At 58.6% G+C, this 22746-nt stretch carries 24 protein-coding genes; 19 read left to right on the plus strand and 5 right to left on the minus strand.

Annotated features, from left to right (window positions below):
- The first annotated feature begins 90 nt into the window (after nucleotides 1-90).
- The 3 genes from ileS to ACR0AH_RS12055 all read left to right on the plus strand — a co-directional run bounded on the left by ileS (nucleotide 91) and on the right by ACR0AH_RS12055 (nucleotide 4140).
- Nucleotides 91-3000, plus strand: coding sequence for an isoleucine--tRNA ligase (ileS, locus tag ACR0AH_RS12045; protein ID WP_480592112.1), 2910 nt, complete (start codon nucleotides 91-93; stop codon nucleotides 2998-3000).
- 137 nt (nucleotides 3001-3137) lie between these two features.
- Nucleotides 3138-3596, plus strand: coding sequence for a methylated-DNA--[protein]-cysteine S-methyltransferase (locus ACR0AH_RS12050; protein ID WP_170397424.1), 459 nt, complete (start codon nucleotides 3138-3140; stop codon nucleotides 3594-3596).
- Between the two features lie 76 nt (nucleotides 3597-3672).
- On the plus strand, nucleotides 3673-4140 hold the full coding sequence (locus ACR0AH_RS12055; RefSeq protein WP_170733273.1) for a hypothetical protein: 468 nt from the start codon (nucleotides 3673-3675) through the stop codon (nucleotides 4138-4140).
- Here the strand turns inward: ACR0AH_RS12055 and ACR0AH_RS12060 are convergent.
- The 4 genes from ACR0AH_RS12060 to fsa all read right to left on the minus strand — a co-directional run bounded on the left by ACR0AH_RS12060 (nucleotide 4125) and on the right by fsa (nucleotide 7368).
- Nucleotides 4125-4838 carry a CDP-alcohol phosphatidyltransferase family protein gene (locus tag ACR0AH_RS12060; protein WP_170397421.1) on the minus strand — a complete coding sequence of 238 codons (714 nt, stop codon included), beginning with the start codon at nucleotides 4836-4838 and terminating at the stop codon, nucleotides 4125-4127. The genes ACR0AH_RS12055 and ACR0AH_RS12060 overlap by 16 nt on opposite strands.
- Before the next feature lie 54 nt (nucleotides 4839-4892).
- Complete coding sequence (locus ACR0AH_RS12065; protein ID WP_480592114.1) at nucleotides 4893-5813, minus strand: tyrosine recombinase XerC; 921 nt, start codon at nucleotides 5811-5813, stop codon at nucleotides 4893-4895.
- The gene (locus ACR0AH_RS12070; protein ID WP_480592116.1) at nucleotides 5810-6517 is read right to left on the minus strand and encodes a DUF484 family protein; all 708 of its coding nucleotides are present in this window, start codon (nucleotides 6515-6517) and stop codon (nucleotides 5810-5812) included. The genes ACR0AH_RS12065 and ACR0AH_RS12070 overlap by 4 nt, the downstream gene beginning before the upstream one ends.
- Before the next feature lie 197 nt (nucleotides 6518-6714).
- A complete protein-coding gene (gene fsa, locus ACR0AH_RS12075; RefSeq protein ID WP_170404410.1) occupies nucleotides 6715-7368 on the minus strand; it encodes a fructose-6-phosphate aldolase in 654 nt (217 codons plus the stop codon).
- A gap of 88 nt (nucleotides 7369-7456) precedes the next feature.
- On the opposite strand from fsa, the gene ACR0AH_RS12080 reads away from it, so the two are divergent.
- The 4 genes from ACR0AH_RS12080 (at nucleotide 7457) to ACR0AH_RS12095 (ending at nucleotide 12352) form a co-directional block, all read left to right on the plus strand.
- Nucleotides 7457-9652, plus strand: a complete 2196-nt coding sequence (locus ACR0AH_RS12080; RefSeq protein ID WP_480592118.1) for a primosomal protein N' — start codon at nucleotides 7457-7459, stop codon at nucleotides 9650-9652.
- 79 nt (nucleotides 9653-9731) lie between these two features.
- Nucleotides 9732-10964 (plus strand): MFS transporter, encoded by a 1233-nt coding sequence (locus tag ACR0AH_RS12085; protein WP_170397410.1) that lies wholly within the window; start codon nucleotides 9732-9734, stop codon nucleotides 10962-10964.
- Nucleotides 10965-11030: 66 nt separating this feature from the next.
- On the plus strand, nucleotides 11031-11903 hold the full coding sequence (locus ACR0AH_RS12090) for a 50S ribosomal protein L11 methyltransferase (protein WP_480592120.1): 873 nt from the start codon (nucleotides 11031-11033) through the stop codon (nucleotides 11901-11903).
- Between the two features lie 104 nt (nucleotides 11904-12007).
- Entirely contained in the window at nucleotides 12008-12352 is a 345-nt protein-coding gene (locus ACR0AH_RS12095; protein ID WP_170397406.1) for a hypothetical protein, read from the plus strand.
- A gap of 108 nt (nucleotides 12353-12460) precedes the next feature.
- Here the strand turns inward: ACR0AH_RS12095 and ACR0AH_RS12100 are convergent, their stop codons facing one another.
- A complete protein-coding gene (locus ACR0AH_RS12100; protein ID WP_170397404.1) occupies nucleotides 12461-12676 on the minus strand; it encodes a DUF1127 domain-containing protein in 216 nt (71 codons plus the stop codon).
- A 333-nt stretch (nucleotides 12677-13009) separates the two neighbouring features.
- Between ACR0AH_RS12100 and ruvC the strand changes: the two genes are divergently transcribed.
- From ruvC to tilS, 12 genes are all read left to right on the plus strand, one after another.
- Complete coding sequence (ruvC, locus tag ACR0AH_RS12105; protein ID WP_170404395.1) at nucleotides 13010-13507, plus strand: crossover junction endodeoxyribonuclease RuvC; 498 nt, start codon at nucleotides 13010-13012, stop codon at nucleotides 13505-13507.
- Nucleotides 13504-14181, plus strand: a complete 678-nt coding sequence (gene ruvA / locus ACR0AH_RS12110) for a Holliday junction branch migration protein RuvA (RefSeq protein ID WP_170424326.1) — start codon at nucleotides 13504-13506, stop codon at nucleotides 14179-14181. The genes ruvC and ruvA overlap by 4 nt, the downstream gene beginning before the upstream one ends.
- Before the next feature lie 16 nt (nucleotides 14182-14197).
- Nucleotides 14198-15217, plus strand: a complete 1020-nt coding sequence (gene ruvB, locus ACR0AH_RS12115; RefSeq protein ID WP_170397397.1) for a Holliday junction branch migration DNA helicase RuvB — start codon at nucleotides 14198-14200, stop codon at nucleotides 15215-15217.
- A gap of 64 nt (nucleotides 15218-15281) precedes the next feature.
- The gene (locus ACR0AH_RS12120; protein ID WP_170733268.1) at nucleotides 15282-15905 is read left to right on the plus strand and encodes a hypothetical protein; all 624 of its coding nucleotides are present in this window, start codon (nucleotides 15282-15284) and stop codon (nucleotides 15903-15905) included.
- The gene (ybgC, locus tag ACR0AH_RS12125) at nucleotides 15902-16285 is read left to right on the plus strand and encodes a tol-pal system-associated acyl-CoA thioesterase (RefSeq protein WP_170404386.1); all 384 of its coding nucleotides are present in this window, start codon (nucleotides 15902-15904) and stop codon (nucleotides 16283-16285) included. The genes ACR0AH_RS12120 and ybgC overlap by 4 nt, the downstream gene beginning before the upstream one ends.
- Nucleotides 16286-16390: 105 nt before the next feature.
- Nucleotides 16391-17086, plus strand: coding sequence for a protein TolQ (gene tolQ, locus ACR0AH_RS12130; RefSeq protein ID WP_170397391.1), 696 nt, complete (start codon nucleotides 16391-16393; stop codon nucleotides 17084-17086).
- Nucleotides 17087-17088: 2 nt separating this feature from the next.
- Nucleotides 17089-17559 carry a protein TolR gene (gene tolR / locus ACR0AH_RS12135; RefSeq protein ID WP_170424320.1) on the plus strand — a complete coding sequence of 157 codons (471 nt, stop codon included), beginning with the start codon at nucleotides 17089-17091 and terminating at the stop codon, nucleotides 17557-17559.
- Nucleotides 17560-17574: 15 nt separating this feature from the next.
- Nucleotides 17575-18678, plus strand: a complete 1104-nt coding sequence (locus ACR0AH_RS12140; protein WP_170612104.1) for an energy transducer TonB — start codon at nucleotides 17575-17577, stop codon at nucleotides 18676-18678.
- Nucleotides 18675-19994, plus strand: coding sequence for a Tol-Pal system beta propeller repeat protein TolB (gene tolB / locus ACR0AH_RS12145; protein WP_170466163.1), 1320 nt, complete (start codon nucleotides 18675-18677; stop codon nucleotides 19992-19994). The genes ACR0AH_RS12140 and tolB overlap by 4 nt, the downstream gene beginning before the upstream one ends.
- Nucleotides 19995-20080: 86 nt before the next feature.
- Nucleotides 20081-20584 carry a peptidoglycan-associated lipoprotein Pal gene (gene pal / locus ACR0AH_RS12150; RefSeq protein WP_170397385.1) on the plus strand — a complete coding sequence of 168 codons (504 nt, stop codon included), beginning with the start codon at nucleotides 20081-20083 and terminating at the stop codon, nucleotides 20582-20584.
- A gap of 4 nt (nucleotides 20585-20588) precedes the next feature.
- Nucleotides 20589-21419 (plus strand): tol-pal system protein YbgF, encoded by an 831-nt coding sequence (ybgF, locus tag ACR0AH_RS12155; protein WP_480592286.1) that lies wholly within the window; start codon nucleotides 20589-20591, stop codon nucleotides 21417-21419.
- Nucleotides 21416-22669: a tRNA lysidine(34) synthetase TilS gene (gene tilS, locus ACR0AH_RS12160; RefSeq protein WP_480592123.1), complete on the plus strand. Its 1254-nt coding sequence runs from the start codon at nucleotides 21416-21418 to the stop codon at nucleotides 22667-22669. Before ybgF ends, tilS begins: the two co-directional genes overlap by 4 nt.
- The last annotated feature ends 77 nt before the right edge of the window (nucleotides 22670-22746 follow it).

The raw sequence follows: 22746 nt of genomic DNA on the forward strand, positions 1-22746 counted from the left end.
GATATCGCGAGACGCCGGGCAAAGGTGCTTGAGTTATCGCACTGACCGCTTCGATCCATACACGACCAGAACATCCTGAGGACGCCCCAAATGTGCGCCGAAACACCTGACTACAAAGACACGCTGAACCTGCCGAAAACCGAATTCCCCATGCGTGCAGGCCTGCCCAAGCGCGAACCCGCATGGCTCGACCGCTGGGAAAAGATCGGCGTCTATGACCGCCTTCGCGAGAAAGAGGGCCGCAAGCCTTTTACCCTGCATGACGGCCCTCCTTACGCGAACGGCCACCTGCATATCGGCCACGCACTGAACAAGACCATCAAGGACATGATCGTTCGGTCCCATCAGATGATGGGCTACGATTCACGCTATGTACCTGGCTGGGACTGCCACGGTCTGCCCATCGAATGGAAGATCGAGGAACAGTATCGCAAGAAGGGCAAGAACAAGGACGAGGTGAACATCGTCGACTTCCGTCAGGAATGCCGCAAGTTCGCCGAAGGCTGGATCGACATCCAACGTGAAGAGTTCAAGCGTCTGGGTATCACCGGCAACTGGCCCGATCCCTACATCACGATGGACTATCACGCCGAGGCCGTGATCGCGGATGAGTTCATGAAGTTCCTGATGAATGGGACGCTTTATCAAGGCTCGAAACCCGTGATGTGGTCGCCCATCGAGAAGACGGCTCTGGCCGAGGCCGAGGTCGAGTATCACGACAAGGAAAGCTTCACCATCTGGGTGAAGTTCAAGGTTGTGAACACCGGCGATGTGACGCTGGACAACGCTTATGTGGTGATCTGGACGACGACCCCATGGACGATGCCTTCGAATAAGGCCGTGGTCTATGGCGAGGATATCTCCTACGGTCTCTACGAAGTCATCGGCCGCCCCGAGGAGTGCTGGGCGCGGATCGGTGAACGCTATCTACTGGCCGATGACCGCGCGGCGGATGTGTTTGCCCGCGCGCGTCTGGACGATACGATGTACCGCCGCCTGTGTGATGTAACGCAGGAGGATCTTGCCAAGATCCAACTGGCACACCCGCTGGCCGGGGCCGAAGATGGCAATGGCGAATGGGACGACATCCGCGATTTCCGCGCCGCTGAGTTTGTGACCGACACCGAAGGCACCGGCTTTGTCCACTGCGCGCCGTCGCACGGGATGGAGGAATTCGAGCTTTACCGTGATCTGGGGATGTTGGAACAGGTCATCACTTACAACGTGATGGATGATGGCAGCTTCCGCGCCGATCTACCGTTCTTTGGCGGTAAATACATCCTGTCTCGAAAGGGCGGTGAGGGTGATGCCAACAAGGCCGTGATCGACAAGCTGGCCGAGGTCGGCGGGCTGCTGGCGCGCGGCAAGATCAAGCACAGCTATCCGCATTCGTGGCGCTCGAAGGCTCCGATCATCTATCGTAACACGCCACAGTGGTTTGCCTCGGTCGACCGCAAGCTGGAGGACGGCATGGGCGAGATGGGCGACTCCATCCGTGAACGTGCCCTGCGCTCGATTGATGAACTGGTGAAATGGACGCCGCAGACCGGCCGCAACCGTCTATATTCCATGATCGAAACACGCCCGGACTGGGTTCTGTCGCGCCAACGCGCCTGGGGCGTGCCGCTGACCTGCTTCACCAAGAAGGGGGCATTGCCGACCGACGCGGACTACCTGCTGCGCAATGACGAACTCAATGCCCGCATCAAAGCCGCGTTTGAGAAGGATGGCGCAGACGTCTGGTACACGGACGGGTTCAAGGAGAAGATCCTCGACGGTATCGCGAACCCCGACGACTACGATCAGGTTTTTGACGTGCTGGATGTGTGGTTCGACTCTGGCTCGACCCATGCCTTTGTGCTGCGTGATCGTGAGGACGGGACCGCGGACGGCATCGCTGACGTCTATATGGAAGGCACCGACCAGCACCGCGGTTGGTTCCATTCGTCGATGCTGCAGGCTTGCGGCACCAAGGGGCGTGCACCATACCGCAACGTAGTGACCCACGGATTTACGCTGGATTCCAAGGGCAACAAGATGTCCAAATCGCTGGGCAACACCATCGTGCCGGAAGAGGTCGTTAAACAATACGGCGCCGATATCCTGCGCTTGTGGGTGGCTCAGACCGACTACACCGCCGACCAGCGGATCGGACCGGAGATCCTGAAAGGGACAGCCGACAGCTATCGCCGCCTGCGCAATACCATGCGGTTCATGCTGGGCTCGCTGGCGGACTTCACCGAAGCGGATCGGGTTGCGCCTGAAGATATGCCGCGCCTGGAGCGCTGGGTGTTAAGCCGACTGGCCGATCTGGATGAGCAGGTGCGCAAAGGTTATGCAGCATTTGACTTCCAGGGTGTATTCAGCGCCGTATTCACATTCGCCACGGTTGATCTGTCATCGTTCTATTTCGATGTCCGTAAAGACGCGCTTTATTGCGACGGTGACAGCCTACGCCGCCGTGCCGCGCGGACTGTGCTGGATATCCTATTCCACCGTCTGACCACATGGCTGGCCCCAGTTCTGGTCTTCACCATGGAAGAGGTCTGGCTGGAACGGTTCCCGGCCGATGATAGTTCGGTCCATTTAATGGATTTCCCTGAAACGCCCGCTGATTGGCGCCATGAAGACCTGGAAGCCAGCATGGCCAAAGTCCGCCGCGTTCGCCGCGCCGTGACCGCTGCGCTGGAAATTCAACGTCAGGACAAGGTGATCGGATCCAGCCTTGAGGCCGCACCGATCGTGCATGTCGAAGATCAGGAAACCCGCGATCTGCTTGCGACCTTCGACGTGGATGACATGTGCATCACTTCTGGTCTGGCTGTCACAGGCGATCCGGCTCCGGCCGAGGCGTTCCGTGTGCCGGAAATCGAGGGCGTAGCTGTAGTGTTCGAAAAAGCCCAAGGCGACAAATGCCAGCGCTGCTGGAAAATCCTTCCTGATGTTGGGCTGCACGCCCATCCGGGCGTATGCGGGCGATGTAACGAGGCGCTGAGCTGACATTCGAACGGAGCGCGAGAGAGAGATCGCTGATGCGAGGCTCTGCCTCGCGCTCCGAGGTATTTTTGGCCAGATGAAGAGGCGGATCGTCAGGATTCGGGTTGCAGGTGTGGTGAAACATCTGCAACCGTTCTCTTATGCCGATGATCGCCGTAGAAACTCAGTTTGGTTGCCTTGGTGTCGAAGAGACCAGCGGCGCCATCACGCGTCTTGTCTGGAATGGCCGTGACGAAGGTCTAGCCACCCCGGTTCTGCGAGAAGCGGCGGCGCAGTTGCGTGCCTATGACGAAGGGCGTTTGCAGCAGTTCGAACTGCCCTACCGGATCAAAGGATCGGAATTTCAGCGTCAGGTGTGCGATGCAATGTATGCTATCCCATTTGGTGATACGCGCACCTATGGCGAGTTGGCTAACGACCTTGGCTACTCGGCGCAAGCGGTTGGGCGCGGATGCGGAGGAAATCCCATCCCCATCATTATTCCCTGTCACCGGGTTCTGGGTGCAGATGGGAAGATGGTTGGGTTTTCAGGCCACGGCGGTGTTGAGACCAAAGTGGCTCTGCTGCGTCACGAAGGTGCTGCCAGCCTGTTGATCTGATCGGTACTTATCTGTTGCAATCGGAGCGGTACGGCCCCAACCTATATCGAATAGTGAATTTGAAGGACCGAATTGAATGACCGGCCAGATAGACCCCGCCGCACGTAAGAAAGCCATCATCGATCATCTGATGTCTTTGGAAGAACAGGAACTGGCAACCGCACAGGCACATTATGATGCCTTCCTTAAGGACTCACAGTTGGATGACCGAGAAGGGCATGACAAGGACGACATCGCTGCCTCGCGCGAGAATGCAGATCTGGCGGCCGCCTTTGATGCGCCTGTTCATGCGCATCACGCCAAGATTGACGTGATCGAGAACACCGATTTTGGCCTCACGGATACGGTGCAGCCCGGCGCCGTAATCAAGTTCAACAATCGCCGCTTCGTCGTATGTGTCTCAACGACTCGGTTTGAGGTGGACGGCAAAACCTACATGGGCATTTCGACCCAAAGCCCGATCTATCTGGCTATGGTTGGCCTGCAAGAGGGTGACGTGTTCACCCATAACGGGACTGAGTTCGAGGTTCAGGAAGTCTTGTAATCCCGGGCCTTGCGCGGCGGAATGATCTGCTGCGCAATACCGGCCGAGACCAAATACAAGCTGGTGATCACCAGCCCCCAATGGGCCCAGCTTTCGGGGTGAAAGTCGACCCAGGCGGCCCAGCCTGCAAAAAATGTCCACGCAAAAGCCATAGGCAATGACAGGGTGCGCCAACGCTCGGTCCGGACTGGGTGAATGAATTTCAGCGGCAGGAACATTGCGACAGACAGCAAGGTGACCAGCAGCAGGATGACCCAGAAGTTGGGCTCCAGGGCGAAGATCACAATGACGAACATGTTCCAGCAGCCTGGAAATCCAGAGAAGGAATTATCTTTGGTTTTCATGCGTGTATCCGCAAAGTACATCGCACTTGCAAAGGTGATGACGATGATTGCGAACCAGCCGGTCCAGCCGTCCATCAGACCTGACTTAAACAAGGCGAAAGCGGGAATGAAAACATAGGTCAGATAGTCGATGATCAGATCCAGCAATACCCCGTCAAACTCGGGTGCGTTCTTTTTGACATGATAGTGCCGCGCCAGCGGGCCATCGATGCCATCGACGATGAACGAGACAACGAGCCAGAGATACATCAGGCTCCATTTCTCTTCGACTGCGGCCAACATTGCGAGCATTGCGAAAACGGCACCTGTGGCGGTGAAGAGATGAACGGAAAGCGCTTTGAATCTGAGTGTCATGGTGGTGTCATGACGGAAGCAAGGCGCAGATGCAAAGCAAAAAGGGTCTTTGCTTCAGGCTTTTGGGTGCGTGCGGTTATAGACTTCCATCAACCGGGCCGTATCGACTGCGGTATAGGTCTGCGTGGTCGAAAGCGAGGCGTGACCCAAAAGCTCTTGGATCGCGCGCAGGTCGCCGCCCGCAGACAGCAGATGGGTGGCAAAGCTGTGGCGCATCGCGTGCGGGGTGGCTGTTGCGGGAAGGCCAAGTTGCATCCGTGCCTTGGCGACCACAGCCTGAATGATTCCGGGGTTGAGCGGGCCGCCCCTGACACCTCGGAACAACGCCTTATCAAGGGATTGCGGATGTGGGCAGAGGTGAAGATAGCGATCCACCGAAGCCCGAGCGGCAGGCAAGACCGGTACGATTCTTTCCTTATCGCCCTTACCCGATATGCGCAGCGTTTCTGGCAGAGGAGCGTCCACACCGGTCAAAGACAACGCCTCGGAAATCCGCAACCCGCACCCGTAGAGGAGCGTCACAACTGCAACATCCCGTGCAGCGACCCAGTCCGATGAGGATTGTAGCTCGACCGTGTCGATCATTGCGCGCGCGGCATCTTCGGCCAGAGGTCGGGGCAGTTTCTTGGTAAATTTGGGCGCTCGGGTGGACAGCACCGCAGTAGGTTCGAACCCTTCGCGTTCGGCCAACCAGCGATAGAAGGTTTTGACGGCAGAAAGCTTGCGCGCCAGAGATCGCGCGCCGACATCAGAATTGCGCTGCTCTGCCATCCAGGCCCGCATGTCAGAAACGCTGATGCGTTCCAGCGCGGCCAGCCCTTGGCGCTCGCTGTGATGCAAGGTCATGAAGGACAGGAATTCTGTCACGTCGCCGCGATAGGCGTTGAGCGTATTTTCAGACCGCCCCGCCAGCGCCCCCAGACTGTCCAGCCAATGCTGCAGAACATCGCGGCAGGCTGGGGAAATCAGGCTCACGACAGCCAGTGGCGCATAGAGCGTTCGAACACGCCGGCAAAAAAGGCAAGAAGATCAGTGCCAAGCTGAGGTGAGAAATGCCTCGGATCGCGCGCGCCCATAACAATCATGCCGGGTAGGCGGCCAGTGCCAAGATCGAGTTTCAGGCAGGCCTCGGATCGTAGCTGATCGGCTTGTTTACCGTAAACTTGCGGATTGGGATGGCGGATTTCGCGCAAGGTAACCTCGCGCGGCTGACCGTTGCGGTCAGCGGTTAGATAGCTATCGATAAAGCCGGGCTCAGCCACAGTCAGCACGCCGCCGAGCTGGTTCACCACCGGATCATCACGTACGACGGTTGTTTCGAGGACCAGAGTGATTTGATCGACACGCAGGATTTCGGCCACGTCATTGCCTAGCGCGCGCAGGAAATCCTCGAACACGGTGGGCTCCAACAGGCGAAGAATGGCGCGATGCACCTGATTTGTGCCCGCCAAGTTCTCATACGCCGCCGCGATGACTGAGCGATGAGTGTCCTCAAGGCGGTCAAGACGCGCCTCAAGCCGCTGCATGGCGATACCGCGCAGGTCGATAACGTTGTCACCACGCGCCTGCTCATTTGCAGCCACCAAGGCCTGCATCAGGTCTTTGTCATCCAGCACGGCGTCAGGCTCAGCCAGAATTGCGGCGCGGAGATTGTCCTTGAGTTTAGGATCGCTGCTCATGTCCCGTCCGGTCGTTTTTTTTGTTTGGCGGGCTTATAACATGGGTTGCTGGATTTGCCTTGGGAAAAATGCACGCGAAAGGCGAATTTCGTCGTTGCTGTGGCGGGCGCTCCCGCCTGCCCGGCGCTGATCAAAGATCAGCTTTTGCCGTTGGGCCGGGCGCGGTGCCTGATGGCACCGCGCGGCAATGCTTGGGATCAGAGGATTTTCTGACCTGTCTTGGCCCAGTCGGCCAGGAAAGTTTCAAGGCCTTTGTCGGTCAGCGGGTGGTCGGCCAGTTTTTTGATCACGCCCGGAGGTGCTGTAATCACGTCAGCCCCGATGCGGGCACTGTCGGTCACGTGGTTTACGGTGCGGATCGAGGCGGCGAGGATTTCGGTCTCGAACCCGTAATTGTCATAAACTTGGCGAATATCTGCGATCAGGTCCATGCCATCGAGGTTGATATCATCCAGACGTCCGATGAACGGCGAGATGAAGGTTGCGCCCGCTTTGGCCGCCAGAATCGCCTGATTGGTCGAGAAGCACAGGGTCACGTTGACCATCTGGCCTTCGTCGGTCAGTGTTTTACAGGTTTTCAAACCAGCCCATGTCAGCGGTACTTTGACTGCGATGTTGGGCGCGATCTTGGCCAGCTTACGGCCTTCGGCGATCATGTCTTCGGCCTCGGTGGCGACAACTTCGGCCGAGACGGGGCCGTCGACCAGATCACAGATCTCTTTGGTGACTTCCAGAATGTCGCGGCCCGATTTCAGGATCAGCGAGGGATTGGTGGTTACGCCGTCCACCATGCCCAGATCGTTCAGTTCGGCGATGGCATCGATCTCGGCGGTGTCTACGAAGAATTTCATGAGGGCAGTCCTTTGATGGGTTGGCCTTGGTCGCGGATGGCTTTACCTCAAAGAGACCCATGCTGGAACCCCCTGCGAAGGATATACCGTGAGCGCTAACGGATTTTTCGACGAAGGAGAGCTGGTTGCGGTGCTGACCACGCAGCCGCTGGACCGGACGTTGGATTACAAAGCGCCCGAGGGCGGGTGCTTTCTTGGGGCGTTTGTCGAGGTGCCTTTGGGCCCGCGCAAAGTCTTGGGTGTGGTTTGGGGGCCGGGGCAGGGTGGTTTTGATCTGGCCAAGGCGCGATCGGTGAACCGGGTGCTTGAGGTCGCGCCGATGCGTGAAGAAATGCGGGTGTTTCTGGGGAAAGTGGCTGACTACACCCTGACGCCGATGCCTGCGATGCTGCGGCTAGCAACGCGCGCGCCGGGGTTGGGCGATCCGCCCTCGATGCGCAAGGTTTATCGTTTGGGCGGTGGTCAACCGGACCGAATGACCGACGCACGAATGCGGGTACTTGAAGTTTTGCGAGACTATGGCGGCTTGGCCTTTACGCTGAAGGAACTGGCCGAGCAAGCGGGGGTCACATCTTCGGTCATCAAGGGGTTGGTCAAACAGAACGCTGTGCGTGAAGAGGACAGCCCGCGTGATCTTCCCTATCCTCATCTTGATCCTGAATTGCCGGGAAAGGACCTGACCGAGGATCAGGCGGAGGCCGTGATGCGGCTTCAGACCGGGCAACGGACGGGAGATTATGGAACGACTCTTCTGAAGGGGGTGACGGGCTCGGGCAAGACCGAGGTTTATCTTGAGGCGGTCGCCGAGGCCCTGCGCGTGGGGCGGCAAGCACTGGTCTTGCTGCCCGAGATCGCGCTGACGGCTGAATTTCTGACCCGTGTCGAGGCGCGATTTGGTGCGCGTCCGGCTGAGTGGCATTCGGGCGCGACCATGACCGAACGTCGCCGGGTTTGGCGGATGGTCGGTCAGGGTGATGCGCAACTGGTCGTTGGGGCCCGGTCAGCACTGTTTCTTCCATTTCGTGATCTTGGTCTCCTAGTTGTCGATGAAGAACACGACACCTCGTACAAACAAGAAGATGGGGTGCATTATAGTGCGCGGGATATGGCCGTTCTGCGTTCGGCCATCTGCGGTGCGCGGGTGATTCTGGCCAGCGCGACGCCTTCACTGGAAAGCTGGGCCAATGCCGAGGCGGGTAAATACGAGCGGCTTGACCTGACCTCGCGTTTTGGTGCAGCAGTCCTGCCCGAAATGAAGCCGATCGACATGCGCGCCGAGCAGATGCAGGCCGGGACTTGGATTTCCCCCTCGCTGCGGCAGGCGGTGCAACAGCGTATCGAACGCGAAGAGCAGTCACTGCTGTTCATCAACCGCCGTGGCTATGCGCCTGTGACACTATGCCGGGCGTGCGGGGAGCAGATTGCCTGCGATCATTGCGACGCGCGAATGGTTGAACATCGGTTCCTCAAGCGTCTGATGTGCCATCAATGTGGTGAGACCAAGCCAATGCCAGAGGCCTGCCCATCCTGCGGGGTCGAGGGTAAACTGGCACCGGTCGGACCCGGGATTGAACGGCTGGCAGAAGAAGCTGAGGCGGCGTTCCCTGAAGCCAAAATCGCTATGCTCAGCTCTGATCTGTTTGGTTCGGCTCGTGCCCTGAAGGCCAAGATCGAAGAGATTGCCGAAGGCGATGCGGATATCGTTATCGGGACACAACTCGTGGCCAAAGGACATAATTTTCCAAAGCTGACACTGGTTGGGGTGATTGATGCGGACCTCAGCCTGCATGGGGCTGACCTGCGCGCGGCGGAACGAACTTTTCAATTGATGCGGCAGGTGGCGGGCCGGGCAGGTCGTGCGGATAAACCGGGTCAGGCGTTGTTGCAGACATTCCAGCCGGAACATCCGGTGATCCGGGCGATTCTATCGGGCGATGAAGAAGGATTCTGGAAGGCTGAAGCCGCCGGGCGTCAGGCCGCCGGGGTACCGCCGTATGGCCGCATGGCCGGGATTGTCCTGTCTGGCCCCGAGGTCGGGTCGGTCTTCGACATCGGCAACGCCATGGCGCGCAACGATGCGCCGTTGCGCGATGTTGGTGCTCAGGTATTTGGCCCGGCTCCAGCCCCGATCGCACGCATACGTGGGCGTCACCGCGTCCGGCTGTTGGTCAAAGCCCCGAAAGGTGCGCCTATTCAGGACGCCATCGCCCGCTGGATCGCCCCGTTGAAGTTGAAAGGCGATATCCGCCTGACCGTGGATATCGATCCGCAAAGCTTCTACTGACCCCTGCATCAGTGCAGAGCCGCTGTGCGCCTGCCGCTTTCCCCTCGCCAAAAAGTACAAATGGGCGTAGAGCATCCTCATGCTGAAACCCATGCCCTTGTCTGAGGCGCAGAGTCTTCCGCTCTGGCGCCGACCTATGACGCTCTTGTTCGTGATGGCGTTGACCATGCCGATCGCGTTCAACGCGTGGAGTGCATTGCTGAACAATTTCGTCATCGAGGCGGCGAACTTCGACGGGGCGGATATCGGGCTTTTGCACACGGTACGCGAGATTCCGGGTTTTCTGGCCGTTGGCGTGATTGCGGTGATCATTTTCATCCGCGAGCAGGTACTGGCCATGATCTCATTGATGATGTTGGGCGTGGCGACGGCGGTGACGGCCTGGTTTCCCAGCCTTGGCGGGCTGCTGTTTGTGACGCTGTTCAGCTCGATCGGGTTTCACTACTATGAGACGGTGAACCAGTCACTGCAGCTGCAATGGCTGCCTAAAGACCGTGCGCCGCAGGTGCTTGGCTGGCTGGTGGCTATGGGCTCGGCTGCGACGGCTGTGGTCTATGGCTTGATCGTCCTGACATGGGACCGCTTCGACCTGTCCTATAACTTCGTGTTCATGGCGGCAGGCGGCGTGACAACTTTGCTGGCAGTGTTTTGCTTGATTGCTTACCCGCAATTCGACGCACCGACGCCGCAGACCAAGAAGCTGATCCTACGCCGCCGCTACTGGCTGTATTATGCATTACAGTTCATGGCGGGCGCGCGGCGGCAGATTTTTGTCGTGTTCGCCGGTTTCATGATGGTCGAGAAATTCGGCTTTGAAGTGCACGAACTGACCAGCCTGTACCTGATCAACCTTATGATCAACATGATGGCGGCTCCGCTGCTGGGCAAGGCAGTCGCACGGTTTGGCGAACGCCGCACGCTGATCTTTGAATATGCCGGACTCGCCATCGTTTTCGCAGCCTATGGCGGCATCTACTGGTTTAGCTGGGGCGTGCTGCTGGCGGCGATTCTCTATGTGATCGACCATGTGCTGTTTGCTCTGGCGTTGGCTTTGAAAACTTATTTCCAGAAGATCGCCGACCCGGCGGATATTGCGCCCACTGCGGCGGTGGCATTTACCATAAATCATATCGCCGCTGTTTTCCTGCCAGCACTTTTAGGTCTACTATGGGTCGTTTCGCCCGGCGCAGTGTTTGGTTTGGCCGCTGCAATGGCGATCATCTCGCTTCTGCTGTCACTACTGATCCCGCGTCATCCGGAACCGGGCAACGAAACCATCCTGTCGAAATACGCCCCCGCGCCCGCCGAATAAGCGACTCCGCTTGACCTTGGCGGTCGGTGCCCCTAGGCGCTGTTTCGATCGAAACAGGAGGCCCCCATGCCAACATTCACTGCTCTGACCACTTTGACCGGCAAGAAAGCCGCCGAAGGATTGGGCGAGGCGATGGAACGGCTGGACCCGGAACCAACCGGCGTCGGCGTGTTCGAGGTCGAGGATGGCTCGGGCCTGTGGGAGGTCGGCGGCTATTTTACCGAAACCCCGGATGAAACCGCGCTGGCGGTTCTGGCCGCCGCGTTCGAGGCCAAGCCCTTTGTGGTCTCAGAGCTGCCCGAAACGGATTGGGTCGCCCATGTCCGCCGCGAACTAGCCCCGGTCGAGGCCGGCCGGTTTTTTGTCTATGGAAGCCATGATGCCGACAAACTGCCCGAAGGCCGCATTCCGCTGCTGATCGAAGCTGCGATGGCCTTTGGCACAGGGCACCATGGGACAACGCTTGGTTGCCTCAAGGCTTTGGACCATCTTCTGGATCATGGGTTCACGGCCACCAAAGTTGCCGATATCGGCTGCGGTACTGCCGTGCTGGCGATGGCCGCAGCTCGAGTTTGGGATGGCGATATCATCGCCAGCGACATTGATGAGGTTGCCGTCGACGTGGCCGAGGCCAACCTACGGGCGAACGGTATGGCGGGTGCGGTTAAATGTGTTGAAGCTGCAGGTTTCGATCACCCGGATCTGAAGGCGCATGCGCCTTACGATCTGATATTCGTCAATATCCTAAAAGGTCCGCTCGTGGCCCTTTCGCCTGAAATTTCGGCGAACCTGCGGGGGGGTGGACAAGCGATTCTATCGGGAATCCTCAATGAACAGTCCGATGACGTGATCTCGGTTTATCTCCAAAACGGCTTCAATCTGGTTCGCCAGGATCGGATTGGTGAGTGGACGACGCTAATCTTAAGCAAACAGGGCTGAATTTAGGCCATTTACGGGAGTTTTGTGGATTTTTGCCACGTTTTTGTCGCATTCTCTAATTACCGTCTTTCAATGCACTCGGGGGGCGGTTTTCGGAGGCTGCCATGACAGGAAAACAACTCGAATTCGATCAACGCATCTCGCGTTTGAACAAAAAGCACCAGAAACTCAGCCGCGGCTATCGTGCCACGTTGCGCTCAGACGGGCTGGTGGTGATGAAACCACAGCGTATGCGTTCAGCAGTTCCAGCGAGGGTTTTGTTACTGTGTTTGGTTGGCTTCTTTGCCTTCAAGGCCTTTTTACTGTCTCATCTTGGCCCGACTGCGTACGAAACGCGGGTTGAAAGCCTGAATCAGGGCACGCCGGTTGAGAAAGCTGGCGCCTGGATCATGCAGGCCGATCCGGTGACCGCGTTTTTCTCGAGCCAACTGAACAAGGTTTGGTTCTAACCGGATATCTTGCACCCTCCTAACAAAAACACCGCATGCCTCACGGCGTGCGGTGTTTCTGTTTGCCCCACAGGGAGGAGGAAGGGGCGTATGCGGTAGTCCGTTATCTCAGTAACGGCGGCCTTCGGCGACAACGTCGATGTCGCCGCGGCATAGTCCGATATCGTCCAGTTCGCGGTCAGAAAGACCGTTCAGCGCGTTACGGGTTGCGCGGGCGTCATTCCATTCAACAACGGCGTTTACAACCGATGCAAAAAGTGCGCCGATACGGCCGACGAGGCCGAATGAGCCAGTGGTGGTGCGGGTGGTATCCAGTGCAGCCATATCCTGTTTCCTTCTGGTTTGTGTTAAACTCTGATCTTGCGATCTGAGCGGCATCTAGTGATGAGTTTCGCCGTGCGCAAGCGCAGAAATTGCATGTGTCCTATGCATTTTTTGCAACGCTCGAAATTGATGAAAACCCCTTAAATCATTGGTTAAAGTTCGATCGGAAAAGCGTCGAAAACGAACCTAACCCGGTCGCAAACAGGCCGCGAGGAACCGGAGGCGACATGAATGTCGGTTTTGGACCCTGAGTTGATTTCCTTGGAAAATGTTCACGCTTCGTGCTAGTCGATGAAAAAAGATCACACAAACCCGAGCAGGCCGAGACAAAACATGCGAATTCTGGGCATTGATCCAGGGCTTAGAACCTTGGGATGGGGCGTCATCGAATCGCATGGCAGCCGCCTGAGCCACGTTGCGAATGGATTGTGCAAATCCGATGGTGATGATCTGGGGGAAAGGCTGCTGTCGCTACACAATCAAATCGTCGAAGTCATCGCCGAGCACAATCCAGATCAGGCGGCAATTGAACAGACCTTCGTCAACAAAGATGGGGCCGGTACACTGAAACTGGGTCAGGCGCGTGGGGTTGCGCTTCTGACGCTTGCGCAGGCGGGTTTGCCGGTTGGCGAGTACGCCCCCAACCGCGTCAAGAAAACTGTGGTGGGCGTCGGCCACGCCGAAAAAGAGCAGGTTCTGCATATGGTCAAACTCCAACTGCCCGGTTGTTCCCCCAAAGGGGCGGATGCTGCGGATGCATTGGCGATTGCCATCTGCCATTCCTACTATGGCGCCGCACCGCAGGCACGGATGAAAGAGGTACGCGCATGATCGGCAAGCTCACTGGAAGGCTGGATTACCGCGCGGCGGATCACGTTCTGATCGACGTGCGGGGGGTCGGCTATATCGTCTATTGCTCGGACCGGACCATGGCGGCCCTGCCGGGGGTGGGTGAGGCAATGTCAATCTACACCGATATGGTCGTGCGCGAAGACCTGATGCAGCTTTATGGTTTTCTGTCCTTGGTCGAGAAGGAATGGCACCGTCTGCTGTGCTCGGTTCAGGGTGTGGGTGCGAAGGTATCGCTGGCCATTCTTAGTGCGCTGGGGCCCGATGGTGTCAGCCGCGCGATTGCCTTGGGCGACTGGGGGGCCGTGAAGGCCGCAAAGGGTGTCGGCCCCAAGACCGCGCAACGGATCGTTCTTGACCTCAAGGACAAGGCCCCGGGTGTGATGGCGATGGGCGGCACGGTGACCGAAGCGATGGATGGCCCGGCACTTGAAGTGGTTGAGACGACCGAGCCTGCGCCTGTTCCGAAACGGGTGGCCAAACCGGCCTCGGGCGCTGCCGCTGCTTCTGCGGATGCGCTGTCGGCGTTGGGCAATCTGGGCTATGGACCGTCCGAGGCGGCATCGGCCGTGGCCGAGGCAGCGGCTAATATGCCAGATGCGGGCGAGGCCGATCTGATACGCGCCGCGCTGAAGCTACTGGCCCCCAAGGGCTGAGTGAAAGGGTAACTGAATGGTAGACGCTGATCCCGCCCTGCGACCCGAACCGATGCCCGAGGACAATGACCGCGCCCTGCGCCCGCAGGGGCTGGATGAATTCATTGGTCAGGCCGAGGCGCGGGCCAACCTACGCATCTTCATCCAGTCGGCCCGCCAACGCGGTGAGGCGATGGATCACACGCTGTTCCATGGTCCACCTGGATTGGGTAAGACCACGCTTGCGCAGATCATGGCGCGCGAGTTGGGAGTGAATTTCCGCATGACCTCGGGACCGGTTCTAGCCAAGGCGGGGGATTTGGCGGCGATTCTGACCAATCTGGAATCGCGGGATGTCTTGTTCATCGACGAGATTCACCGTCTGAACCCGGCGGTCGAAGAGGTGCTGTACCCCGCGATGGAGGATTTCGAGCTGGATCTTGTCATTGGTGAAGGTCCGGCGGCGCGGACTGTACGGATCGAGCTGCAGCCATTTACGCTGGTCGGGGCGACAACGCGGATGGGGTTGCTGACCACGCCGTTGCGCGATCGGTTTGGCATCCCGACCCGGCTGCAGTTCTATACGGTCGACGAGTTGCACGAGATCGTCACCCGCAATGCCCGCAAACTGGGCGCACCTGCGGATGACGAAGGCGCGCGTGAGATCGCGCGCAGGTCTCGTGGAACACCACGGATCGCCGGTCGTCTTCTGAGACGCGTAGTGGATTTTGCCATTGTTGAAGGCGATGGGCGGATTACGCGCGACTTGGCGGATGGGTCACTGACCCGACTGGGGGTCGATAACCTTGGTCTGGACGGGGCCGACCGCCGGTATTTGAAGCTGATTGCCGAGAACTATGCGGGCGGGCCAGTGGGGATTGAAACACTCTCGGCGGCGTTGTCCGAAAGCCGGGATTCGCTGGAAGAGGTGATCGAGCCTTATCTCCTGCAGCAAGGCCTGATCCAGCGCACTCCGCGCGGACGGATGCTGGCGCAAAAGGCATGGACGCATCTGGGGATGGCTGCACCCAAAGGACAGAGCGATCTGTTTGGTTGAAGTGGGGCGCATTAGATTTTAAGCCTCAGGCAGTCGTATCTAAATCGAGAAGAAGGACTGGGGCGTGACACCCGATGAGATTGAGGCGCTGTTCACACGCGATAGCGGTGAGTTTCTGTTTGCGCGCTGGGGCAGACCCATCGTGCCCATCGTGTTTGGTGTCGAGGATGAAACGCTGTCGACCGTAAAAGGTGCGTTCGAGGCGGTTGTCACTCTGGCAAATCACAAGATGACCGAGACGGATCCCGAACTGGGTGCCAATTGCATGGTGTTCTTCTTCCGTGAGTGGCAGGAATTGTTGGACGTGCCCGATCTGGATCGCCTGATCCCGGATCTGGCCCCACTGGTCGACCGGCTTGTGGCGGCCGATGCCAATCAGTATCGCATATTTCGGTTCGAGGATGACGGCGCTATCCGCGCGGCATTTGTGTTTTTGCGCATGGACAAAGAGCTGTCGAAAGTGCCGGCAGAAACGCTGGCGTTAAGCCAGGTTGTACAAACGATCCTGCTTTGGTCCGACACAGCTTTTCGCAGCGCCTCACCTCTGGCGATTGCTGGTGACGCGACGATCTTGCGGCCTGATATTGCGGCCTTGATCCGCGCCGCCTACGATCCTGTTCTGCCCGGTGCCGCGCAGGACCCCTCTCATGCGTTGCGCTTGTTCGCCAGATTGGAGCCGTCGCAATGAAGCATCACTACCCGGTCCGTGTTTATTACGAAGACACCGACATGGGAGGCGTGGTCTATCACGCAAATTATCTGAGATTCATCGAACGCGCCCGGTCGGACTGGGTGCGTAAACTGGGTAATGATCAGAACGCGATGCGGGACGCAGGCATTGTCTGGGTCGTGCGGCGGATCGAGGCGGATTATCTCGCCGCCGCTAGGTTTGAAGACGAGCTGATGGTCGAGACCGAGATGGTTTCGCTATCGGGCGCTCGGTTGACAATGTCGCAATTGGTCAAGCGTGGCGAGACCGAGATTTTCCGCGCCGAGGTAACGGCTGTCTGCATGAATGCGCAGGGTAAGCCCGTTCGTCTTCCGGCAGAGATTCGCGCATTGATGTAACATTTTCAGCCTCCGGGGTGGTTCTGTTGGCTTTTCATCTCCATCTGCGTTAGCGTTTGGCAAAACAAGGCCAAATGGCCATCAGGCAAAACAAAGAGCAGGTTCATGGAAGCTGAAACGCTGGCGCTGGCGCAGGAGATCGATTTCTCCATGTGGGGGCTGTATGCCCGCGCGACCTTTATCGTCAAACTGGTGATGTTGATGCTGATCGGTGCATCCATCTGGTCCTGGGGCATTATCATTCAGAAACTGATCAACTACCGAGCCGCGCGGCGCGAGGCGCAGGTATTCGATGAAAGCTTCTGGTCTGGCAATCCGCTGGATGAGCTGTTCGAGCAGATCGGAACCCAGCCCGATGGCAGTTCCGAAAAGATTTTCGCGGCGGGGATGATCGAGTGGCGACGCTCGCACCGCACCGATGGCGGCTTGATCGCAGGGGCGACGGCGCGGATCGATCGCTCGATGGACGTGGCGATCGCGAAAGAGGCTGAGGGTCTGCAAAAAGGGTTGCCCATTCTGGCCACTGTCGGATCGACAGCGCCGTTTATCGGCCTGTTTGGCACCGTTTGGGGCATCATGAATGCCTTTATCGAGATTGCCGAGCAGCAGAACACAAACCTCGCCGTTGTGGCCCCGGGTATTGCCGAGGCGTTGCTGGCCACCGGTCTTGGCTTGCTGGCCGCGATCCCGGCGGTGATATTCTATAATAAACTCAGCGCAGACAGTGACCGCATCGTCGGCGGCTACGAGGCCTTTGCCGATGAATTCGCCACTATCCTGTCGCGTCAGTTGGATAGCTGACGATGGGTGCGGCAGTTCAGCAAAGCTCGGGCGGGAACGGACGCAGGCGCGGACGGCGGCGCGGGCGCGCCCAACCGATGGCCGAGATCAACGTGACGCCCTTTGTTGATGTCATGCTGGTGTTGCTGATCATCTTTATGGTGGCGGCCCCATTGTTGACCGTCGGCGTACCTGTCGATCTGCCCAAAACTGCCGCAAGTGCCTTACCCGGTGACAACGAAGAGCCGCTGACCGTGACCCTGACCGCAGATGGGCGCGTGCAGATCCAGACCACGGATGTGCTGCGCGAAGAACTGATCGGTAAGCTGCGCGCGATCGCAGCTGAGCGCAGCAGCGACCGCGTGTTCTTGCGTGCTGACGGCGCGATTCCATATGCGCAAGTGATGCAGGTCATGGGTGCTTTGAACGCGGGCGGGTTTTCCAACGTTGGCCTTGTGACTGATACCGGCGGGCCAACGCTGGACGAAGGGTGAGAGTGAGGCTGCGCGGTGGATACCGGCACCAAGATTTCGGCAATTGCGCATGTCAGCCTGATTGGCTGGGCGCTGATCGGCGGGACCTTCCGGTCCGAGCCGTTGCCGATGGCTGTACAGGATGTCTCGGTGATCTCGGCTGAGCAGTTTGCGGCCATGACCGCGCAACGCGAGGCACCCGAGGTGCCGACTGACCCGGCTGAACTGCAACAGCCTGCAGAACCTGATAAGATCGAAATACTGGACCCGACACCGGAAGAAACGCCCGAACCTGAGCCGGTTGCCCAGCCCGAGCCGGAACCTGAGCCCGAGCCGGAACCGGAAACGGTGGAAGTCCCTCCCGAGCCCGAACTGATCGAACAACCTCCGACGCTTGAAGAGCCCGAGCCTGAGCTGGCGGCGCTTCCTGCGCCTCCGGGCCCAGAGGCCGAACCAAGCCCTGCGGATAAGATCGCGCCCGAGCAGATTGCCCCTCCTCCGCCCGAGGCCAAGCCGGATGACATTGAAACCCCTCCGGTTTCGCTGGATGAAGGGGCGGAAATCCAACAAGAACAGCAAGATCAAACGGCACCGGAAGAGGCCGCGCCCGAGATTGTGACCGAGGCGGAAGAAGTCGAAGATCCGGCCCCGCGAACTTCTCCTCGTCCGCGCGTGCGCCCGAACCGGCCGGCACCCCAGCCAGAGCCTGAGGTTGCAGAAACGCCCGAGCCCGCGCCGACTGAACCTGCGCAAAACGAGCAAGCGATCAATGACGCCTTGGCCGAAGCATTGGGCAATGGCACCGAACCTTCGGGCCCACCACTGACAAGCGGTGAAAAAGACGCGATGCGGGTTGCGGTGTCGCGGTGTTGGAATGTCGGGTCCCTGTCGACGGATGCGCTGGAAACCGTGGTTGTTGTCGGGTTTTCGTTAACCAGAGATGGCAAAGTGGTTGGCGGCAGTTTGCAGCTACTCGACAGTTCAGGCGGCTCAGCCGCATCAGCAAAACAAGCCTACGAAGCCGCGCGGCGCGCAATTTTGCGCTGTGGGTCTAAAGGATATGACCTACCTGCTGACAAATACGATCAATGGCAGGATATTGAGATTACATTCAATCCCGAGAGGATGCGGATCAAATGATGAAACTTCTGACCAGCCTCTTAATTGGCCTGACCCTTCTTTCGACCTCGGCTTACGCCCAAAGTGGCCCGCTGCGTCTGGAAATCGATGAAGGGATCATCGAACCTATGCCGTTTGCCGTGCCAAGCTTTGTGCCTGACGGTCCCTCGGCGGCACAATATGCACAAGATATCTCGCGGGTGGTCGTGTCTGACCTGACCGGAACGGGCCTGTTTCGTGAAATCTCGTCGGATGCATATATCAGCCGCGTCAGCAGTTTTGACGCGCCGGTTCAGTTCGCAGATTGGAAGGCGATCAACGCTCAAGCACTGGTGACAGGGGCGGTCAATGTGTCGGGCAAGCGCCTGACGGTCCGGTTCCGGGTCTGGGATGTCTTCTCGGGGCAGGAACTCGGCAACGGTTTGCAGTTTGCAGGAACAACCGACGGTTGGAGGCGCATGGCGCATAAGGTCGCGGATCAGGTTTATACCCGGATCACGGGAGAGGGCGCCTATTTCGACAGCCGTGTCGCGTTCGTGTCGGAGAGCGGCCCAAAGGATCAACGGCGCAAACGGTTGGCCATAATGGATTACGACGGCGCTAATGTGCAGTATCTGACCGACAGCGCAGCGATTGTTCTGGCGCCTCGGTTTTCACCGACGGGCGACCAGTTGCTCTATACCAGCTACGAGACCGGTCAGCCGCGTATTTACGTTCTGGATGTCGGCCGCGTGAAGCGGCAGGAGTTGAAAACGCAGGAAGGCACCATGAGTTTCTCACCGCGCTTCTCTCCGGATGGTCGTTCAATTGTTTATTCGTTGACCCAAGGCGGAAACACGGATTTGTGGAAAATGGATCTGGCCTCGGGCCAAAGCGTGCGACTGACCAATACGCCCGCGATTGAAACTGCACCAAGCTATGCGCCGGACGGCAGTCGGATCGTGTTTGAAAGCGACCGGTCGGGCACTCCGCAGCTTTACATCATGCCCGCCAACGGAGGCGAGGCAACGCGGATCAGTTTTGGGCAAGGCCGCTATGGTACGCCGGTCTGGTCTCCGCGTGGTGACTTGATTGCCTTTACCAAGCAGAACAAAGGTCGCTTCCACATCGGTGTTATGCGCACGGATGGCAGCGAAGAGCGCCTTTTGACCGCCTCGTTCCTGGACGAAGGTCCCACATGGTCGCCAAACGGGCGGGTCATCATGTTCACCCGCGAAACGCAGGGGGCAAGCGGTCGATCGACGCTTTACTCTGTGGATATTTCGGGCCGTAACTTGCGTCCTGTTAGAACGCCGGATGGCGGTAGCGACCCGTCTTGGGGGCCACTGCAGAATTGATCGGAACTGACAGCAGGTAAAGTTCACAACAAACCCGCAATGTGATAGAAGCGCGGCAATAAACAACGAAACACGAGGCACTTGAGATGAAACTGTTGAGCAAAGTCGCGGCAATTGGGGCGCTGACCCTGATTGCGGCCTGTTCCAATAATGATCCGTCGGCTCTGGGTGGCGGCGCTGGTGGCAGCGGCGCGCTGGTTCCGGGCTCACCTAGTGATCCGCGTTCGCCAGCCTATTTCCAGCAGACAGTTGGTGACCGGGTCCTGTTCGCAGTCGATCAGTCCACGCTCAGCCCGCAGGCGCAGACGATTCTGCAAGGGCAGGCCGATTGGCTGCTCGCCAATCCGGATTTTGTCGCCAATATCGAAGGCCATGCGGACGAGCAGGGCACGCGCGAATACAACCTTGCGCTTGGAGCTCGTCGGGCCAATGCGGCGCGGGAGTATCTGATCTCACGCGGGGTGGCAGGCAACCGGTTGACCACCGTCAGCTATGGCAAGGAACGCCCGATCGAGATTTGCAGCACCGAGGATTGCTATTCCAAAAACCGCCGCGCGGTGACGGTGCTGACCGGTTCAACCTTGGGGTAAGATGATGCGAATTGCAGGATTGGTTCTGGCGGCGGTTGTGGCCGTCGCTGGTGTGGCACAGGCTCAGGATCAGCAGACGCTGGCGGATATCCGTCAGGAATTAACCGTGCTGCATGTGGAAATTCAGCGTCTCAAGCGCGAGTTTTCAACCACTGGGTCCCCCGCGCCAAACCTGTCCGGCAGTTCCGTGCTTGAGCGCGTTGATGCGATCGAGGCAGAATTGCAGCGCCTGACACGCCAGACCGAGCAGTTGAACCAAAGGGTGCAGAATGTCGTGACCGATGGCACCAATCGTATAGGTGATTTGGAGTTTCGTCTGGTTGAACTTGAAGGCGGTGATCTGAGCGCGCTGGGCGAAACCTCAACGTTGGGTGGTGATACATCCACCGCTGTGGCTGTGGCACCCACCCCCAACCCTACGCAACCCACGGTCACTGATCAGGGTGAGCTTGCAGTCGGTGAACAAGCGGATTTTGATGCCGCTTCGCAGGCCCTGGTGGATGGAGATTTCCAGACCGCGGCCGATCTGTTTGCGCAATTCGACCAGTCCTATCCGGGCAGCCCGCTGGCGAGCCAAGCCAACCTGCGGCGCGGGCAGGCGCTGAAAGGGGTGGGCGATACACGCGAAGCGGCGCGCGCCTTTCTGGCCAGCTTCACGGGCGACTCCGAAGGACCTCTGGCACCCGAGGCGTTGTTTGAGTTGGGCGCAGCGCTTGGACAGCTGGGCCAAACCGATCAGGCTTGCATCACACTCGGCGAAGTTGGCGTACGATTTCCGGCATCGGCACCAGCTGCTTCGGCCACACAGGAAATGGCAACGCTGGGCTGTTCTTGACCTCTGACGCCGATACGCTTCGGGCCAATTTGCGGGCAGGTCTGCCCGATCCACTGCCGCGCCGTCTGGGGGTGGCGGTTTCAGGGGGCAGTGATTCGACTGCCCTGTTGCGATTACTTGTTGATATCGCGCGACAAGAGCAGATCGAGCTGTTTGCGGCGACCGTTGATCACGGCCTGCGAGCTGAATCTGCGTCAGAGGCCTTGGCCGTCGCGACACTGGTGCAGCGCTTAGGCATTCCTCATGAAACGCTGAAATGGCAGGGGTGGGATGGATCCGGAAATCTGCAGGATCAGGCGCGGCGTGCGAGATACCGGTTGCTGGTCGCGTGGGCCGAATCGAAGGGCCTAGAGGCAGTTGCGCTGGGCCACACGGAGGATGATCAGGCTGAAACGGTACTGATGCGGCTGGCCCGTGCTTCGGGCGTTTCGGGGCTTTCGGCCATGGCTGTATCGCGAAAAGAAGGTCGGGTCACATTGCTGCGCCCCTTGCTGTCCACAACACGCTCAAATCTTCGGGAATATCTGACTGCGCAGGGTATTTCGTGGATTGATGATCCGTCGAATCAGGACCCTCGTTTTGACCGGATCAAAGCCCGTCAGGCCTTGTTAGGATTAAATCGGATCGGCATCACGGCAGAGTCATTATCACGGGTCGCTGAAAATATGGCACAAGCGCGTGAAGCATTGGCGCAATACGCGCAGGAATCCGCTTTCCGGTACATGACGGTGGCGGATGGCGATCTTTGCATTGATCGCGAAGGTTTCGAAACTCTGCCCGAAGAAATCCGTCGTCGGCTTGTGACCGCGTCTGTTTCATGGATCGCAGGGGGAGAATATCCGCCGCGACACAAAGCGGTGGATCAAGTGCTGGATGCGATTTCGTCTGCTCAGACGGCCACCCTGGGGGGATGCATTTTAATCCCGGAAGGCAAAAAAACTTGGATTTGCAGAGAGCTAAACGCCGTCAGCAATCAGCACGCGCGCCCCTCAGAACCTTGGGACAGGCGTTGGATTATGTCCGGGCCAAAAACTGAAGTTGCGGAAATCCGGGCGCTTGGTGAGGATGGTATATTGCAGCTGGAAAACTGGCGCTCTGTGGGCAAACCTCGCGCTGCAGTGTTGTCGACGCCCTCGGTTTGGGCCGAAGGCACTCTATTGGCTGCACCCCTGGTCGGTTTTGCAAACGAATGGCGCGCCGAACTGCTTCCAGAAAGGTCCGACTTCGATGCGGTGATTTTATCTCATTGAACCTGCCACAATCCTCTCTATTTTAAGGAACAACCCCGGCAGGTCCCCACCTGCCGAAACCTTTCGGGAGATTTTCC

This window comes from Ruegeria sp. AM5, assembly GCF_056540645.1.